Source organism: Listeria booriae (assembly GCF_000766865.1).
Taxonomy (GTDB): Bacteria; Bacillota; Bacilli; order Lactobacillales; family Listeriaceae; genus Listeria_A; species Listeria_A booriae.
On the sequence record NZ_JNFA01000019.1, the window covers coordinates 1 to 18,325 of the forward strand.

An 18,325-nucleotide genomic window follows, 5' to 3' on the forward strand; every position below is an offset into this window, starting at 1 on the left:
AATGTGACGGATAAAGTGACGGTGACGGCGAACGATGTGGATACATCGGCAGTTGGAACGTACCATGTGACGTATAGTGTGACGGATTCCGACGGCAATACCACGACGAAGACGGTTACTGTAACGGTGACAAGTAATGACGCCCCGGTAATTACGGCATCGGACAAAACATTGAAAAAAGGCGCGAGCTTTGACCCAATGGTAGGCGTGACGGCGAGCGACGTGGAAGATGGGAATGTGACGGATAAAGTGACCGTGACGGCGAATGATGTAGATACATCGGTAGTTGGAACGTACCATGTGACGTATAGTGTGACGGATTCCGACGGCAATACGACAACGAAGACGATTACGGTAACGGTGACAAGTAATGATGCGCCAGTCATTACGGCATCGGACAAAACATTGAAAAAAGGCGGCAGCTTTGATCCGATGGCAGGTGTATCGGCGAGTGATACGGAAGATGGCAACGTAACAAGTAGCGTGAGCGTGACGGCGAATGATGTGGATACATCAGCGGTTGGTACGTATCATGTGACGTATAGTGTGACGGATTCGGATGGCAATACCACAACGAAAACGATTACGGTGACGGTGACAAGTAATGATGCACCAGTCATTGTAGCCAGCGACCAAACGATCAAAAAAGGCAAAGCCTTTGATGTGATGGCAGGCGTGAGTGCGAGTGATTTGGAAGATGGTGACGTGACGAGCGGCATTACGGTAACGGCGAATGATGTCGACACGAATACCGTTGGTACGTACCACGTGACGTACAGCGTGACGGATTCCGACGGCAACACGACGACGAAAACAATCACCGTGACCATCACAAGCAACGACGCACCAACCTTCACGACAAGTGACGTCTACTTGAAAGTCGGCGACAAATTCAACCCATACGCAGGCATTACGGCGAGCGATACGGAAGATGGCGATTTGACAGACCGCATTGATATCGACAGCAGCAACGTCGATATGACGCAAGCTGGCACGTATGCCGTTGAATACAGCGTGACGGACTCCGATAACAACACAACGAAAATCACACGCCACGTCTATGTACGTACGAATGATAAGCCAGTCATTCACGCAAGCGACCAAACATTCAAGGCAGGCGCAAGCTTCAATCCACTAGCTGGCATGTCCGCAAGTGACACCGAAGATGGCGATATCACGGCAAACGTGACCATCACAGCCAACGATGTCGATGCCAACCAAGCAGGAACGTACCATGTAACATACAGCGTGACAGATTCGGATGATAACACAACCACGAAAACAATCACGATTACTGTTTTAACAAACGAAAAACCAGTCATCACAGCCACAGATATCACACAAAAAGCCCACCGTAGCGTGGACCCAATGGCTGGCGTGACGGCAAGTGACCTAGAAGATGGCGACTTGACAGCGAACATCAAAATTATCGCAAACGACATCAACATCGACGTGCCAGGCGACTACCATGTGACGTACAGCGTCTTAGATTCCGATGGCAACGAAACCGAAAAAACCATCACGGTAACGATTCTAAGCAATGACGCGCCTGTGATTCATGGGCAAGATGTCACGTTCAAAGCAGGAAAAGCCTTTGATCCAATGGCAGGCATAACTGCAAGTGACACCGAAGACGGCGACATCACAAGTGCCATCGAAATGACAGCGAATGACGTGAATCCAGATGTAGCTGGCGTGTATCACGTCACTTACAGCGTGACGGATTCCGACGGCAACACAACGGAAGCAACATACGCCGTAACGGTCCTAACAAACGAAAAACCAGTCATCCACGCGACAGACCAAACACTCGCTTACGGTCAAGCCTTCGATCCAATGGCAGGTGTGACGGCAGAAGACTTAGAAGATGGCGATTTGACAGGCAGCATCAAAATCATCGCCAATGATGTGAACCCACTACAAGCAGGCATTTACCACGTGACGTATAGCGTGACAGACGCTGATGGCAATGAAACACAAATCACCATCACGGTTCTCGTCGGTGCCCAACCTGTCGATCCAGTCATTCCAGCAGCTCCAGAAACACCAATGCAAGTAGTACCAGCACCCGTGACACCAGCCCCTGTACAAGTAGCAGACCCTATCATTTCTAGCGTCAGCGATCCAGTACAAGAACTACCAAAGACAGGTGACACCACAACAGGCAACACTATTTTATTCGGTGGGCTATTCGCTGCACTTGGCGCATTCTTACTACGCCGTAAAAAATAAAGATAGTAGAGCAACAGAAGTTAATGTCTGCTTTATGGCGAATAACATACCAAAATTGGGGCGCCGTACGCGCTCATATGTAAAAAATACGTATCCAAAATCTAATTTCAGATTTTGGGTACGTATTTTTCTAGGATAGAAAACTTTTTGCCGCATCCATTTTGCGGTTTTTCATGTCTAAACAAGCCTGTTTTAGCATTTTTTATTTAAAATAATTACTCAAGCCATCATAAATGGAATCGGCGACTTTTTCGCGGAAGCCTGATGAGTTTAGTTGCTGTTCGTCGATGCTAGAGCTTAGGTAGCCAAGTTCTAGTAGGACGGATGGTTGTGTGTTTTCGCGAAGCACGTAGAAATCGCCAGAGCGTGTGCCGCGGTTCTTGCTTGATAAATTGCTTGCTAAACTTGCATTGATGCTGTCTGCCAAGCTTTGGTCTTTGTTTTTGTAATAATAGGTTGTTTGACCGTTGACGCTGGTGTTGTTCGCATCTGGTACCGAGTCGAAATGAAGCGATATGAATGCGTCTGCGTTGTATTTCTCGGCTTTTTGGGCGCGTTCTTTGAGTGAAATGTACTCGTCGGAATCGCGTGTTAGAATAACTTTTGCACCGCTTTGTTCTAGGCGTTTTGCAACGGCTTTGGCGGTTTTTAAGGTTGCTTTTTTCTCGACTGTGCCGTTTTGGCCTTGTGCGCCTGGATCGTTTCCGCCGTGACCTGGGTCAATGACGATGGTTGCTTCGGCGAGCGATGTTGTTTTGGCTTTCGGTGCGCTCTTTGTTTTGGAGCTAGATACATCGACTACCCAGTTGGCAACGTAGCCTTTCGTGCCGGATGCTGTTGTGATTTGGTACCAATCACCTTGTACGCCTTCTATGTCGTATACGGTTCCTGCGTCGGCTTTTTCGACGGATTTGCTGTTACGGCCTGGGCCTGAACGGATGTTAGTGCCATTCGAGCGGATAGTGACCGTTTGTAAGCTGCTACTAGATTCTTTGGTTGCGGATTCTTGCATTTTAATGAATGATGAGTTGACCCATGCTGACTGACCTTGGTATTGAATTTGTGTCCAGCCATTGGATTGTGTTGAAACTGTGATTTGATCCCCATTTTTTAATGTGCCTAGTATGGTGCTGTTGGTTGATGGTTTGCTACGAACGTTGAGGCTGCCGTCGCTTGTAACGGTTGCTAAACTATTACTAGAAGCACTGACATCCACGTTTTCAACGAGCCAGCTAGCGACATAACCGCTTTGGCCATTACTTAGGCGAACTTTGTACCATTTATTTTCTTCATCAATGACGTTTAAAATCTCATTCTTTCTGACTTGAGATGTGACGTCAAAAGCGAGTCCGGGTCCGCTTCTTACATTTAATACCTCGGCTTTTACTTGTACTGTGTTGGCGTTAGCCATTGCGATTGTCGACAAAATACCTGCCGCAATGAGTAAACAAGAAAGCAAGGTAATAAACAGGAACTTATTTTTCATTTTGACACCACCTATACCCCTAAAAAAATATCTACTACCAAAAGATTATCATAAAACGCTGCAATAGGAAACATTAAACCTGCTTTTTTACGATTATTTTAAAAACGTTATTGACTTTCAAGACAAATTCTAGTAGTCTTAATGGTAATTAATAAATGACCGATGACGGAGAAAAGTATGGCAGGCATTTGCTAAAGCAGAGAGATAGACCCTAGGGCTGAGAGGTTTATCAATAGTTGAAATCGCCAGAAGGACACTCCAGAGGATCTTTGCTGAAAAAGCCACCGTGCTTAGTAAGTAAAGACGTTGACAGGCGTTAACTGTTTTGAGTGGGGGAATTTTTCCTCAATTTAGGGTGGTACCACGGGTTAACTCTCGTCCCTTGTTTTATTAAGTTAAGACAAGGGGCGGGAGTTTTTTGATATCCGGCTGTTGACGCTTTTTAGTGAAATAGGAGGGAATTGGCATGCAAATGAAGTTACCAAGAGGAACGCGCGATATTTTACCTGGAGAAGTAGAGAAATGGCATTATGTTGAACGTGTTTTCCAATCAATCTGTGAAAGATTCCAATATGAAGAAATCAGAACACCGATTTTTGAGCATACCGAGTTATTCCAACGCGGTGTTGGCGATACGACTGATATTGTGTCCAAAGAGATGTATACATTTGAGGATAAGAAAAATCGGAGCTTGACGCTGCGTCCGGAAGGTACAGCTTCTGTGGTGCGTGCTTTTGTGGAGCATAAGCTTTTTGGTCAGGTGAATCAGCCGGTGAAATTGTATTATTCTGGACCGATGTTCCGCTATGAACGTCCGCAAGGCGCGAGACAACGCCAGTTTACGCAAATGGGGCTTGAGGCGCTAGGCAGTAATGATCCGGCGATTGATGCAGAAATTATTTCGCTAGCCATGGCGTTTTATAAGGAACTTGGTTTGGAAAATATCGAACTGGTTATTAATAGTTTAGGGGACAAAGAAAGCCGTGCCAAACATAAAGAGGCATTAGTGGCCCACTTTGAACCGCGGATTGATGAGTTTTGTGCGGATTGTCAAGTACGTTTGCACAAAAATCCGTTGCGCATTTTGGATTGTAAAGTGGATCATGCACACCCGTTAATTGCGACGGCACCTTCAATTTTGAAATTTTTAAATGAAGAGTCGACCGCTTATTTTGAAAAAGTAAAAACGTATCTGGATGCGCTTGGTATCGCGTACACGGTTGATCCGACGCTCGTTCGTGGTTTGGATTACTATAATCATACGACATTTGAAATCATGAGTACTGCGGAAGGATTTGGCGCGAAGTCAACGCTTTGTGGTGGTGGTCGTTATCATGGTTTGGTGCAAGAATTTGATGGCCCGGAAACACCAGGAATTGGTTTTGGCCTTGGTGTGGAGCGTCTTTTTGCGGCGCTAGATGTCGAAGGGATTGAACTGCCGATTGCACATGATTTGGATTGCTACGTGATTACGGCGACGGAAAGTGCAGAAGTAACGGCTGTTTCCATCGTAAACACGTTGCGCCTAAACGGTTTTAGCGTGGAGAAAGACTACATGGGTCGTAAAATGAAAGGCCAACTAAAAGACGCTGATCGCAAAAATGCTCGTTTTACAATGATTCTTGGTGATACAGAAATCGAAAATAACGTATGCCAATTGAAAAACATGCAAACCGGTGAACAAACAGAAATACAGCTAGATGATATTGTGGCTGGCTTACAACAATTAAAGGGGGATAAATAATGAAGAAACGAACGTTATATTGCGGAGAAGTAACAGAAAAACAAATTGATGAAAAAGTAACATTACATGGCTGGGTACAAAAACGCCGTGATTTAGGTGGACTTATTTTCATTGATTTGCGCGATCGTGAAGGATTAGTCCAAGTCGTTTTCAATCCAGATTTTTCAGCAGAAGCATTAGCGATTGCAGAATCTGTTCGTAATGAATTCGTTGTGACGGTCGTTGGGACGGTGGCAGCAAGAAGTGAAGGCGCGGTAAACGATAAGTTGGCAACAGGTCGCATTGAAATTTTAGCGGAGGAAATTGAAGTCTTAAATGCTTCGAAAACACCGCCGTTTTACATTGAAGATGGCGTGAACGTATCGGATGAATTGCGTTTGAAATATCGTTATTTAGACTTGCGACGCCCAGAAATGAACCAGATTTTCCAAATGCGTCACACGGCAACGAAAACATTCCGCCAAAAATTAGATCAAATGGGCTTCTTCGATATTGAAACACCTTATTTGACAAAAAGTACACCAGAAGGCGCGCGTGATTATTTAGTTCCGAGTCGCGTATATCCGGGTAATTTCTATGCGCTACCACAATCACCACAAATTTTGAAACAATTATTGATGTCTGCTGGTTTCGATAAATATTATCAAATCGTGCGTTGTTTCCGCGATGAAGATTTACGTGGCGACCGTCAACCAGAATTCACTCAAATCGATTTAGAAACTAGTTTCCTAACAAAAGAAGAAATTCAAGAGATTACAGAAGAAATGCTAGTAGCGGTTGTAGAAGCAACAAAAGGAATCAAAATCGAGCAACCATTCCCACGCATGACATATGCAGAAGCAATGAACCGTTTCGGTAGCGATAAACCAGATGTTCGTTTCGGTCTAGAATTACAAAACATGGCAGAAGCTGTAGCCAATGTTGATTTTAAAGTGTTTACAAATGCGCTTGAAAGCCGCGGCGAAGTAAAAGCAATTAATGCCAAACAAGCGGCAGCGAAATATTCTCGTAAAGATATTGATGCGTTAGGCGAATTTGTTGGTAGATATGGCGCCAAAGGCCTTGCTTGGATGAAAGTCGAAGAAGATGGTTTTAAAGGACCGATTGCCAAGTTCTTCACGCCAGAAAACCAAGAAGCGGTAGCAAGTGCGCTAAATGCCGAAGCTGGCGACTTATTATTATTTGTTGCGGACAAAGCCGAAGTTGTTGCGGCATCACTCGGAGCGTTACGCCAAAAATTAGGACAAGAATTAGAACTAATCAATCAAGAAGAACTGGCTTTTCTTTGGGTAACAGACTGGCCGTTGTTTGAATATGATGAAGAAGCAGGCCGTTTCGTATCAGCCCATCATCCATTCACAATGCCTCAAGATGCGTCATTACTTGAAACAGCACCAGAAAAAGCGATGGCAGAAGCATATGACATCGTCTTGAACGGTTATGAAATTGGCGGCGGCTCCTTACGTATTTACAAAAAAGAAATGCAACAACAAATGTTCCGCGCACTAGGCTTCACGGACGAAGAGGCGACAGAGCAGTTTGGTTTCCTATTAGAAGCATTGGACCTTGGAACACCACCACACGGCGGAATTGCATTAGGTTTAGACCGCATCATCATGATTCTTGCAGGACGCACAAACTTGCGCGACACCATTGCATTCCCTAAAACAGGAAGTGCGGCAGACCCGCTAACAAATGCACCGAGCGAAGTAAGCGCAGCCCAGTTAGCAGAATTAGCGCTAGCGATTGAAGCGAAAAAACAAGACTAATATAAAAAAAGAGAGATGTTATTCCAAGTTAATATTGGGAATAACATCTCTTTTTTAATTTACCGACGTATCAATCATTGTAACTTCTACATCGTTTGCTAAAATACCAGTGTTCGTTTCGTTCGACCAAAATGGGCCTTCTAGTGTTTTCTTTTCTTTGTTGCTCAGTTTATGCTTATCATAAAATCTAGCTTCTACGCTATAGCGATTACCGACTTTGACTGAATCCCATTGTGATTCATCCAAATCGAGCTTAATCTTTTTGTTTCCTGCTCCTTCAATGTTTCCTGAAATGGAATTGTCGTCATTCTTTTGCGTGACAAGAAAGTTAAACGAAACATCGATTGGAGAAGAAGAATTATGCAGAAAATAATAACCTCCTGCTAAAAACACAATCGCGATAATTGTAAAAAAGGGGATCTTTCGCATCTTTATCTATCTCTCCTTCGTATATAAACAGCCATTAGCTACTTCTACATTATAAGCGCTGTTTTTCAATTCGTGAAGGGGAAAAGGCGAATTCTCATTGTATTTTTAGAATTAATCGCGATTTGCTGTGATTACTCTCATTTTGGATGGTCTTGGAGGGCATCAACCCCGCGTTCTCCCGTGCTAATTTTAACGACTTCAGCTAGTGGATAAATAAAGACTTTACCATCACCTGGTTCGCCAGTGCGCAACGTTTTCTTGACAACTTCTAAAACATCTTCGACAGGAACGGTACTCACGACAATCTCGATTTTCATTCGTTCGTGAATATTATTTTCTTTCTTCTTGCCGCGATAAAGTTCAATCAGCCCTTTTTCAAGACCAGTTCCGAGCGCTTTTGTAACAGTTAGACCGCTGACGCCGATTTCTGCTAGCGCTTTTTGGAATTCGTAAAAGCGGTTAGGACGCGTAATAATTTCTATTTTTGTTAAGTTTGACAATAAAATCACCCCTTAATCATGATAGGCTTTTTCGCCGTGAAGCGTTAAGTCTAGCCCTTTGAATTCTTGTTCTTCGTTTACTCTGATAGGTATGAATATTTTGATAACATAAATAATGACTGTCGTAACGACTGCAACAAAGAGGACCGTTGAACCGATTGCGATGGCTTGTTTGAGTAGTAAGCCTGGATTGCCGTAGAATAAACCGTCTGCGCCAAGCTCGTTAATTTTTGTAGTGGCGAAAAGACCTGTTGCAAGCCCACCCCAAATGCCGCCGATACCGTGAAGGCCAAAAGCATCTAGTGCATCATCGTATTTGACTTTTCCTTTGAGCCAGAAAACACCCCAGAAACAAATCGCACCGCCGATAAAACCGATTAAGAGGGAGCTGCCAACTGTTACAAATCCTGCGCCTGGTGTGATGGAGACAAGACCTGCAATGGCTCCTGAAATCGTGCCGAGCATCGTTGGCTTTTTATTGACCATCCATTCCACTGCGACCCAACCAATCATGCCTGCTGCCGCCGCTGTATTTGTATTGACGAACGCTGCCATCGCTACATTATCAATCGTTAACGCGCTACCAACATTAAAACCATACCAACCAAACCATACGAGAATACCACCAATCAAAGCAAGCGGTAGATTATGAGGAGAGGAGTTCTCGGCTTCTTTACGTCGCCCAATAATGATAGCCAACACAAGACCAGTAACCCCAGAACTAATATGAACCACGTTCCCACCTGCGAAATCAAGCGCCCCAAGTTCACGCAACCAACCACCGTCGCCCCAAACCCAGTGAGCAACTGGCGCATAAACGAGCAATGACCACAAAATAATAAAAATTAAGTATGCCGCAAAATTCATTCGTTCTGCGAAAGCCCCTGAAATAATTGCTACTGTTAAAATCGCGAATGTCATTTGAAACATCATGAAGAGTATGTGTGGAATCGCATCGGAATACGTTGCATTGGCATCAAAACCGACACCGTGTAAGAACGTCCAATCGAAACTACCAATAAAAGCATTTCCTGGCGCAAAAGCGAGGGAGTAGCCGACAATGACCCAAAGAATCGAAATAAGCGCCATTGAACTAAAGCTATACATCGCTGTACTAAGCACATTCTTGCTGCGAACCATTCCTCCATAAAATAAAGCTATCCCTGGCGTCATTAACCAAACAAGCAAGGTACAGAAAAACATAAATACGGCTTCCATGTGCCACTCTCCTTTTTGCTAGATAATCTAACATTAATATTTTGTTTATGTGATAATAATACTGCAAACTGAAAATAAAGCAAGCTATTTTAACTGAAAATTTAAATTTTGTTAGATAATCTGACATGTAACGCTTTCTTTTTGTGATTTTTGTTTGATATAGGATGCGAGATATAATTTTCTGTCTATTGGAAGTTAATTTTTTGTGAGGAAATAGATGACATTGGGGTGTGATTTGGTTGTTTAGGAGGGCAAGAAAAAAGACGGTATCAACGGGGTCTCACATAGTTGCGTGAGAATGTTGATATCGTCTTTATTAAATATAGAACATGTAGCCATCGACAAGTGGATCGTCGCCGTGACTTGCTAGATCTTCTAGTGTAGTGCTATCTAGAACATCTTTAACTGCGTTTCGAATGCGCATCCAGAGTTCGCGTTGTGCGGCTTCTTCGTCCTCAATGCTTTCTACAAGCACGATTGGGCCTTCTAATGTACGAATGATGTCGCCGGCAGTGATTTTGGCTGGCTCGTCACCAAGAATGTAGCCACCATGTGCGCCGCGGATGCTTTTTACGATACCTGCATTTCGCAATGGACCAATCAGTTGTTCTAAATAATGTTCGGATAAGCCTTTCTTTTCAGCGATGGAGCGCAAGGAGATGGGGCCTTGTCCGAAACATCGCGTCAATTCTAATACAATCGTTAAGCCATAACGGCCTTTTGTCGTGATTTTCATAATAACCTCCAAGTGTGTGTATGTAAAAATTATTCTTATGATTCCCAAAGTAATTATAAAGCAATTTGGCAAAAGATGCGAGTAAAAGAATGATTTGAGTGGAAGAACATGTGTTCTTGTGTTATAATAAGAGGCTAGAGAGTCTACTGAATTCAGTGAAGTACGGAGGAATGTTGATATGGCTATTCAACCACTGGCTTATCGTATGAGGCCGAAGTCGCTTGATGATATTGTTGGGCAGACACATTTGGTTGGGAAAGACAAGATTATATATCGAATGGTGAAGGCGAAGCAATTGTCTTCTATGATTTTATATGGACCGCCCGGTATCGGGAAAACATCGATTGCTAGTGCGATTGCAGGAAGTACGAAGTATGCGTTTCGGATGTTGAATGCGGTAACGAATAATAAGAAGGATTTGGAGATTGTTGCGGCGGAAGCAAAAATGAGCGGGACGGTTATTTTGCTTTTGGATGAGGTACATCGTTTGGATAAGCCGAAACAAGATTTTTTATTGCCACATTTGGAGAGTGGTCAGATTATTTTGATCGGGGCAACGACAAGTAATCCGTATATTGCGATTAACCCAGCGATTCGGAGTCGGACGCAGATTTTTGAGTTGAAGCCGCTATCTGTGGAAGATATTGAATTAACGATGGAGCGGGCGCTTGCTGATTCGGAGCGCGGACTAGGAACGTACGATGTCGTGTTGGATTCGGATGCGAAGACGCACTTGGCGACGGCTAGTAATGGTGATGTCAGGAGTGCGCTGAATGCATTGGAATTGGCGGTTATTTCTTCGGAACCTGATGATGACGGAAAAGTGCATGTGACGATAGAAGTCGCGGAGGAGTGTTTGCAACGGAAGAGTTTGGCGCATGATAAGGATGGGGATGCGCATTATGATGTTTTGAGCGCTTTTCAGAAATCTGTTCGTGGCAGTGATGTGAATGCGGCGCTGCATTATATGGGGCGTCTCATTGAAGCTGGAGATTTGGTCAGCATTAGCCGGCGTTTATTAGTGATGGCTTATGAGGATGTAGGGCTTGCGAATCCGCAGGCTGCGACACATACTTTGTCAGCGATTCAGACGGCGGAGAAAATCGGTTTTCCAGAAGCGCGGATTCCGCTTGCTAATGCCGTCATCGAGTTATGTTTATCGCCGAAATCCAATTCTGCTATCAGTGCGATTGATGCAGCATTAGCAGATATTCGGGCGGGTAAAAGCGGCGAAGTTCCAGATCATTTGCGAGATGGTCATTATTCGGGAGCGAAGGAGCTTGGTAGGGCGCTTGATTATAAATACCCGCATAGTTATGAGAATGCGTGGGTGGATCAGCAGTATTTACCAGATCGTTTATTGAAAGCGAAGTATTATGAACCGAAGCTGACGTCGAAATATGAACAGACGATTGCAGGCGTATATGAGAAAATCAATAGTAATAAAAGTGAATAAAACGCTTACAAATAGTAGTTTTTATACATCGTTCGTAAAAGAAATTACACATTTTTGGTGATTTTAAAGTGTTCCAAATTGAAATGTCCACATTTTTGTGGTATTCTTAGGTCAATAAAGGAACCCTAATGTATGCGTTATGGTGCCAATATTATTGAACCGAACAATTTGATCTACCTAGGGAGCTTAAGTTCGAGCGTGGCGCACATGCCCTTTCACGGGGACTTGTAAGACGTTAGACAGGGCACCCACCTGCTGTCTTGATAGCGGGTTCAAACAATGGTATCAAAGGACGGTACGATTGGGGCTCCTTTATTATGAATTAGCGATAACAGTGCTTCGGTTTGTGAACGGTCTATGACGGTTTGCAAGACTGAGGTGCTTTTTTTATGGATATTTGTGAACATACGTACGGGGTCTTTGCTTTCGGGCGCATTTCTTGCTAAAATGGGATGTGTTACAAAAATGATTTTTAAAGGCTGAAATTCAGTTTTTTAAATAGAAAGAAGCGATTTTATGGAACGTGTATATTTGGATCATGCGGCGACTAGTCCGATTCACCCTGAGGTTGTGCAGGCGATGTTGGCTAGTTTTACGAATAATTATGGGAATCCTTCTAGCATTCATTATGCGGGGAGAGAGGCCAGAAAGTCACTGGATGAGGCGCGGGCTACTGTGGCGCAGAGTATTAAGGCGGATGAGCGTGAGATTGTGTTTACGAGTGGCGGGACTGAAGGCGATAATATTGCGCTAATTGGTGCGGCGCTTGCGAACAAGGAACGCGGGACGCATATTATTACGACGGCGATTGAGCATCCGGCGGTTCTTGAGACGTGTAAGTATTTGGAGACGCAAGGCTTTACGGTGACGTATTTGCCTGTGGATGGTGATGGCGTGATTTCGCTTGCGGACTTTGATGCGGCGCTTACGGATGAGACGGTGCTCGTGTCGGTGATGTATGGGAACAATGAGATTGGTTCGGTGCAGCCGATTCGGGAGATTGGCGCGCGTTTGGCGGATCATCAGGCGCTTTTTCATACGGATGCGGTGCAGGCGTTTGGGATGTTTGACATGGACGTGACGCATCTTGGTGTGGATTTGTTGACGGTGACGGCGCATAAGATTAATGGACCACGCGGGATTGGCTTTTTATATGTGAAAAATGGCGTGAATTTAGTATATCCGTTTCATGGCGGTGAGCAAGAGCGGAAACGTCGGGCTGGAACGGAGAATTTGCCGGGGATTTGTGGTCTTGCGGAAGCTGTGCGGATTGCGCAGGAGTCGCGGAAACAGAAACGGTCAGATTTTACGGAATATAAGCAGGTGTTTGTTGATACTTTTGAGGAAGCGGGAATCGTTTTTGAGGTGAATGGAAAGCTTGAGAAGAGTTTGCCGCAAGTGATGAATGTGCGCTTTCCTGGTGTTTCGGTGGAGCAGTTGTTGATGAATTTGGACATGGAAGGAATTGCTGTTTCTAGTGGTTCTGCTTGCACAGCGGGCACGGTAGATCCTTCGCATGTACTCGTTGCGTTGTTTGGTGAAGACCATGATGGCGTGCGCGAGTCTATTCGAATTAGTTTTGGCCTCGGAAACACGTATGAGGAAATGGAACAAGTAGCAGCGGAAATTGTAAAAGTTGTAGAACGACTTCGTAAATAAACGTGAGGAGCAAACGAAATGGATAATAGTAAGACACGGGTAGTTGTTGGTATGTCTGGCGGCGTGGACTCGTCGGTGACGGCTTATTTGTTGAAGCAACAAGGCTATGATGTCATCGGAATTTTTATGAAAAACTGGGATGACACGGATGAAAATGGTTTCTGTACGGCAACGGAAGATTATGATGACGTGATTCGTGTGGCAAACCAAATTGGAATTCCGTATTATGCGGTGAATTTTGAGAAGGAATATTGGGACAAGGTGTTTACGTACTTTTTGGATGAGTATAAATTAGGGCGGACGCCGAATCCGGATGTGATGTGTAATAAGGAAATCAAGTTTAAGGCGTTTTTGGAGCATGCGGAAAGCTTGGGTGCTGATTTTGTGGCGACCGGGCATTATGCGCGTGTGGAAACGATTGATAATGAAGTGAAAATGTTGCGCGGGGTGGACCGGAACAAGGATCAAACGTATTTCTTGAATCAATTATCCCAAGCGCAAATTGCAAAAGTGATGTTCCCGCTTGGCGGCATGGAAAAACCAGAAGTTCGCAAAATTGCGGAAGAAGCTGGGCTGGCAACGGCTGGTAAGAAGGATAGTACGGGGATTTGCTTTATTGGCGAACGGAATTTCAAACAGTTCTTAAGTGAGTATTTGCCGGCGCAACCAGGTCCGATGAAGACGCTAGATGGCAAAGTGATGGGGCAACATGATGGTTTAATGTACCATACGATTGGGCAACGTCATGGCTTAGGAATCGGCGGAGACGGTGATCCTTGGTTTGTCGTTGGGAAAGATTTGGCGAACAATGTTTTATTCGTGGAACAAGGATTTGAGCATGAAAGTTTGTATTCGGATTCGTTGATTGCCACAGATATGAGTTTCACATCGGATCGACCGAAAGAAGCGGTTTTTCATTGTACGGCGAAGTTTCGTTATCGTCAAGAAGATGTTGGCGTGACGGTGCATTTGTTGGATGGTAACAAGGCAAATGTTGTTTTTGATGAGCCAGCTCGCGCGGTAACGCCGGGTCAAGCGCTTGTATTGTATGATGGAGAAGTTTGCTTAGGCGGCGGAACGATTGATGAGATTTATAAAGAGGATGCACAATTGAAATATGTAGGTTAATGACTAGAAAAGAGCTTGGGTAACGGGACGCTGGTTTCCCGGGCTCTTTTTTTGGAAATGAGGATATGTATGAAAAAGACGCTTTGGATTGTATTGGTTGCTTTGATTTTAGTGATTGGGGGCGGTTATTTTTATTTTAATACGTCACCGAGTAATTTTGCGGAAGAGGCTGGGAATTCGACGAAGAAAGTGGATGTCGTGGATGATAGTGGCTTCTTGATGTTTACGCCGCTAAATCAAAATGTGAAGGAAAGTGTGATTTTTTATCCGGGTGCGTTTATTGATGCGCTGAGTTATGCTCCGATGGCGAAAGGACTTGCGGATGCTGGATACAAAGTGTATATCGCGGAGATGCCGTTGGATTTGGCTGTTTTTGGGAAGAATAAGGCGGCGGACATTATGGATACGAATACGGATGAACATTTCGTGATTGGTGGACATTCGCTTGGCGGTGCGATGGCAGCACGGTTTGCGCATGATAATATGGCGGATTTGGACGGCATTTTCTTTTTGGCAAGTTATGCGGACGAGAAAGGCTCACTTGCAAAAGCAGATTTTCCAGCGTTATCAATTACGGCAACTCGTGATGGCGTGTTGAACTGGGATACATATAACAAAAACAAGAAATACTTGCCGGAAAACACGACGTTTGTCTCGATTAAAGGTGGGAATCACGCCCAATTTGGCGCTTATGGCAAACAAAATGGGGACAATGATGCGACGATTAGTGTGGCAAAGCAAACAGAGGAAACCGTGACAGCTATAAAAGATTGGCTGGCGCTTGCGGTAAAATAGGAGGAAATGAACGTGGATAAAAATGCACAAGGTATTGAGGCAATGCAAAATAATGATTTGGAGACAGCGGTACGACTTTTCACAGAAGTGATTGAAGAGCATCCGAACGATCCGGTAGGTTTTATTAATTTTGGGAACGTTTTGTTGTCTATGGATGATTTTGAACGAGCGGAGCGGTTTTTTGAGCGTGGGATTGAGCTTGATCCGAAGGCTTCTGCGGCGTATTATAGTTTAGGAAATTTGTATTATGTGTTGGAGCGCTATCAGGATGCGGCGAAGCAATTTGAACAAGCGATTGCAACGGGACTTGAATCGGCGGATGTTTATTTTATGATTGGTATGAGTTTTATGCAGATGGAAGAGGCGCGCCTTGCGATTCCTTATTTGCTTCGTGCTGTGGAATTGGCGCCGGATGATGTCGAAGCGGCTTTCCAATACGGGATTGCTCTTGCGAAATCGGATATGTTTGAAGAGGCCATTGCGGCACTTGAGAATGTCTTGATGCTAAAACCGAACGATGCGGATGCGCTTTACAATATTGGTGCGGCTTATCTTGCGTGGCAGGGCGATTTGGTAGTCGGTAAAAGTTACTTCGAAAAAGCGGTGGAAAGCGACGCGAATCATGAATTAGCGGCGAATGCGTTGGCGGCGATTCAAGATTTAGAAGCTAGCGGAAATTAAAAAAAGAGTAGACGAAAGGTGGTGGGAAAATGGACACGCAAGAAACGTTGGGATTGCTAGGCGAGAACGAAGAATTGTACATGAAAGGACTCGTGATGTCAACGATTTTTCATAATAGTGAAAACTTGTTTTCTGTTGTGCGGATTCAAGTGCAAGATACGAATACGACGTGGGACGAGAAGGACATTGTGGTGACGGGCTTTTTTCCCGCCCTTCATGAGCAAGAGGTGTACATATTTCACGGGAAACTAATGGATCATGCCAAATTTGGGCAACAGTTTAAAGCGGACCGATTTAAAAAGGACATGCCACAAACAAAACAGGGCGTTGTGCAGTATTTGTCTGGCGAACTTTTTAAAGGAGTTGGGAAAAAGACGGCGGAACGGATTGTGGATACGCTTGGTGAGGACGCGATTAGTCGTATTTTGAGTGATCCTAGTTTGCTACAAACGGTGCCGAGGTTGCCACTTGAGACGGCGGAGAATTTGTTGGATTCGCTTCGTGAGAATCAAGGTTTGGAACATATTATGGTGAGTCTGAATGATTATGGTTTTGGACCACAGCTTTCGATGAAAATTTTTCAGGCGTATAAGCAGGATACGTTGAATGTGTTGGAGGGCAATCCTTATAAGTTGATTGAAGATGTGAAGGGGATTGGTTTTAACCGGGCGGATGAGTTGGGACGCAAGCTTGGGCTTGGCGGGAATCATTATGCGCGGTTGCAGGCGGCGATTTTGTATATGTTGGAGCAGGAGTCGTTGCAGCAAGGGAATGTGTTTATGGAGCGGGAAGTGTTGCTGGAATCGGTGACGCAGTTGCTGGAAAATAGCGAACCGATTCGGATTGAGCAGGATGAACTTGTGAAACAATTGTCGGCGCTTGAGGAAGATATGAAGGTGATGACGGAGAACACGCGGGTGTATGTGCCTTCGCTTTATTTTGCGGAGTCTGGTTTTGCGGCGCATGTGAAGCGGATGATGAAGCAGAAACATTACGAGGATCTTTTTCCAAAATCGGAGTTTTATATTGCGCTTGGTGAGCTGGAGGAACGGATTGGGGTTTCTTACGGGGAAACGCAAAAGGTTGCGCTTGAAAAGGCCTTGATGTCTCCGATGTTGATTTTGACTGGTGGGCCAGGTACAGGGAAAACGACGGTTATTAAAGGGATTGTGGAGCTTTATGCTGAGTTAAACGGTGTTAATTTGGACCCGATGTCGTATAAGGATGGACAGAAGTTACCGATTTTGCTAGCTGCGCCAACAGGTCGTGCGGCGAAGCGAATGACGGAATCAACGGGGCTTCCAGCAATGACGATTCACCGTTTGCTTGGAATGAACGGGCAGGAGCAGTTGGATGATGATAACGAGCGTTCCATTGAAGGGAAGTTACTTATTATTGATGAGATGTCGATGGTCGATATTTGGCTGGCGAATCAGCTTTTCCGGGCCTTACCGGCGAGCATGCAAGTCATTTTAGTTGGAGACCAAGATCAGTTGCCTTCTGTAGGACCAGGCCAAGTTTTGAAAGATATGTTGCGTTCGCAGGAAATTCCGACCGTTGAGTTAACAGATATTTATCGTCAGGAGGATGGTTCATCGATTATTGAGCTGGCCCATGACATTCGCCAAGGTTTCCTACCAACGACATTTACCAAAAATAGTGCGGATCGCTCTTTTTTTCATTGTACGGTGAATCAAATCGCCGAAGTCGTTGAAAAAGTCGTAGAAAACGCGAAGAAAAAAGGATTTCGGGCAAAAGATATTCAAGTTTTGGCGCCAATGTACCGAGGGCCTGCAGGAATTGATGTTTTAAATCGCAAAATGCAGGAGATTTTCAATGCTAATCCAGATGGAAAACGGAAAGAAGTGAAGTTTGGTGATGCGGTTTTTCGAATTGGAGATCGGGTTCTACAATTGGTGAATCAGCCGGAGAAAAATGTTTTCAATGGTGATTTTGGCGAGATTGTTTCGATTATTTATGCGAAGGAAAATACAGAAAAACAAGATATGGTTGTGGTGCAGTTTGATCAGACGGAGGTCGAGTATTTCAGGCAGGAGTTTGGCCAACTGACACATGCGTATTGTTGCTCGATTCATAAAGCGCAGGGCAGTGAGTTTCCGATTGTCATTTTGCCGGTGGTGCGGAGTTATTACCGGATGTTGCGCCGTGATATTTTGTATACGGCGGTGACGCGGAGCAAGCAATTCTTGATTATTTGTGGGGAAGAAGACGCGTTTCGTATGGGTGTCGAGCGAATTGATGAAGAAAAGCGGAATACGACGTTGTACGAGCGACTGCTAAGTGAAGAAGAGATGTTGGCAACGGTGAGCAATCGGAAGTTGTTGACGGAGGAAAATTGGGCGCAGATTGATCCGATGATTGGGATGGAAGGAATCACGCCGTTTCAATTCATGCGGGCTTGAAAAAAGATGAAAGGTTTTCTCTTGAAAGCCTATAAAAAAAGAAGATCCTCCTTTTAAATTATAAAAGGG

Annotated in this window: 14 protein-coding genes, 1 other RNA gene and 1 other annotated feature; of the genes, 10 read left to right on the forward strand and 5 right to left on the reverse strand. The window is 44.6% G+C overall.

The genetic code is table 11. The features are described from left to right. A partial coding sequence (locus EP57_RS05960) for an LPXTG cell wall anchor domain-containing protein (RefSeq protein ID WP_052167587.1) occupies positions 1–2,232 on the forward strand: 2,232 nt, incomplete at its 5' end. 202 nt (positions 2,233–2,434) lie between these two features. Here EP57_RS05960 and EP57_RS05965 read toward each other — a convergent pair. Continuing rightward, positions 2,435–3,718 (reverse strand): N-acetylmuramoyl-L-alanine amidase family protein, encoded by a 1,284-nt coding sequence (locus EP57_RS05965; protein WP_036085172.1) that lies wholly within the window; start codon positions 3,716–3,718, stop codon positions 2,435–2,437. A gap of 153 nt (positions 3,719–3,871) precedes the next feature. Further along, positions 3,872–4,104 (forward strand) — a binding site (T-box leader). 80 nt (positions 4,105–4,184) lie between these two features. Between EP57_RS05965 and hisS the strand changes: the two genes are divergently transcribed. Beyond that, positions 4,185–5,462 (forward strand): histidine--tRNA ligase, encoded by a 1,278-nt coding sequence (gene hisS / locus EP57_RS05970; protein WP_036085173.1) that lies wholly within the window; start codon positions 4,185–4,187, stop codon positions 5,460–5,462. Next, complete coding sequence (gene aspS, locus EP57_RS05975; RefSeq protein ID WP_036085174.1) at positions 5,462–7,231, forward strand: aspartate--tRNA ligase; 1,770 nt, start codon at positions 5,462–5,464, stop codon at positions 7,229–7,231. Before hisS ends, aspS begins: the two co-directional genes overlap by 1 nt. A gap of 54 nt (positions 7,232–7,285) precedes the next feature. Here aspS and EP57_RS05980 read toward each other — a convergent pair whose 3' ends face one another. The 4 genes from EP57_RS05980 to cymR all read right to left on the reverse strand — a co-directional run bounded on the left by EP57_RS05980 (position 7,286) and on the right by cymR (position 10,114). Further along, positions 7,286–7,660, reverse strand: coding sequence for a hypothetical protein (locus EP57_RS05980; protein ID WP_036085176.1), 375 nt, complete (start codon positions 7,658–7,660; stop codon positions 7,286–7,288). A 137-nt stretch (positions 7,661–7,797) separates the two neighbouring features. After that, the gene (locus EP57_RS05985; protein WP_036085178.1) at positions 7,798–8,160 is read right to left on the reverse strand and encodes a P-II family nitrogen regulator; all 363 of its coding nucleotides are present in this window, start codon (positions 8,158–8,160) and stop codon (positions 7,798–7,800) included. 12 nt (positions 8,161–8,172) lie between these two features. Continuing rightward, positions 8,173–9,378, reverse strand: coding sequence for an ammonium transporter (locus EP57_RS05990; RefSeq protein ID WP_036085180.1), 1,206 nt, complete (start codon positions 9,376–9,378; stop codon positions 8,173–8,175). Between the two features lie 316 nt (positions 9,379–9,694). Then, complete coding sequence (gene cymR, locus EP57_RS05995) at positions 9,695–10,114, reverse strand: cysteine metabolism transcriptional regulator CymR (protein ID WP_036085183.1); 420 nt, start codon at positions 10,112–10,114, stop codon at positions 9,695–9,697. Positions 10,115–10,292: 178 nt separating this feature from the next. On the opposite strand from cymR, the gene EP57_RS06000 reads away from it, so the two are divergent. The 7 genes from EP57_RS06000 (at position 10,293) to recD2 (ending at position 18,256) form a co-directional block, all read left to right on the forward strand. After that, complete coding sequence (locus EP57_RS06000; protein ID WP_036085186.1) at positions 10,293–11,570, forward strand: replication-associated recombination protein A; 1,278 nt, start codon at positions 10,293–10,295, stop codon at positions 11,568–11,570. A 119-nt stretch (positions 11,571–11,689) separates the two neighbouring features. Continuing rightward, a non-coding RNA gene (ssrS, locus tag EP57_RS16650) (6S RNA) lies at positions 11,690–11,882 on the forward strand. Positions 11,883–12,086: 204 nt separating this feature from the next. Continuing rightward, a complete protein-coding gene (locus tag EP57_RS06005) occupies positions 12,087–13,229 on the forward strand; it encodes a cysteine desulfurase family protein (RefSeq protein WP_036085187.1) in 1,143 nt (380 codons plus the stop codon). 18 nt (positions 13,230–13,247) lie between these two features. Continuing rightward, a complete protein-coding gene (mnmA, locus tag EP57_RS06010; RefSeq protein WP_036085190.1) occupies positions 13,248–14,357 on the forward strand; it encodes a tRNA 2-thiouridine(34) synthase MnmA in 1,110 nt (369 codons plus the stop codon). A gap of 69 nt (positions 14,358–14,426) precedes the next feature. Then, a complete protein-coding gene (locus EP57_RS06015; protein ID WP_036085191.1) occupies positions 14,427–15,152 on the forward strand; it encodes an alpha/beta hydrolase in 726 nt (241 codons plus the stop codon). A gap of 12 nt (positions 15,153–15,164) precedes the next feature. Then, the gene (locus EP57_RS06020) at positions 15,165–15,833 is read left to right on the forward strand and encodes a tetratricopeptide repeat protein (RefSeq protein ID WP_036085192.1); all 669 of its coding nucleotides are present in this window, start codon (positions 15,165–15,167) and stop codon (positions 15,831–15,833) included. A gap of 29 nt (positions 15,834–15,862) precedes the next feature. Next, positions 15,863–18,256, forward strand: coding sequence for an SF1B family DNA helicase RecD2 (recD2, locus tag EP57_RS06025; protein WP_036085193.1), 2,394 nt, complete (start codon positions 15,863–15,865; stop codon positions 18,254–18,256). Positions 18,257–18,325: the final 69 nt, after the last annotated feature.

Bases quoted from the DNA above. Each gene is read 5' to 3' on its own strand.
- EP57_RS05965 (WP_036085172.1), bottom strand. From the start codon at position 3,718: ATGAAAAATAAGTTCCTGTTTATTACCTTGCTTTCTTGTTTACTCATT.
- hisS (WP_036085173.1), top strand. From the start codon at position 4,185: ATGCAAATGAAGTTACCAAGAGGAACGCGCGATATTTTACCTGGAGAA.
- aspS (WP_036085174.1), top strand. From the start codon at position 5,462: ATGAAGAAACGAACGTTATATTGCGGAGAAGTAACAGAAAAACAAATT.
- EP57_RS05980 (WP_036085176.1), bottom strand. From the start codon at position 7,660: ATGCGAAAGATCCCCTTTTTTACAATTATCGCGATTGTGTTTTTAGCA.
- EP57_RS05990 (WP_036085180.1), bottom strand. From the start codon at position 9,378: ATGGAAGCCGTATTTATGTTTTTCTGTACCTTGCTTGTTTGGTTAATG.
- cymR (WP_036085183.1), bottom strand. From the start codon at position 10,114: ATGAAAATCACGACAAAAGGCCGTTATGGCTTAACGATTGTATTAGAA.
- EP57_RS06000 (WP_036085186.1), top strand. From the start codon at position 10,293: ATGGCTATTCAACCACTGGCTTATCGTATGAGGCCGAAGTCGCTTGAT.
- EP57_RS06005 (WP_036085187.1), top strand. From the start codon at position 12,087: ATGGAACGTGTATATTTGGATCATGCGGCGACTAGTCCGATTCACCCT.
- mnmA (WP_036085190.1), top strand. From the start codon at position 13,248: ATGGATAATAGTAAGACACGGGTAGTTGTTGGTATGTCTGGCGGCGTG.
- EP57_RS06015 (WP_036085191.1), top strand. From the start codon at position 14,427: ATGAAAAAGACGCTTTGGATTGTATTGGTTGCTTTGATTTTAGTGATT.
- recD2 (WP_036085193.1), top strand. From the start codon at position 15,863: ATGGACACGCAAGAAACGTTGGGATTGCTAGGCGAGAACGAAGAATTG.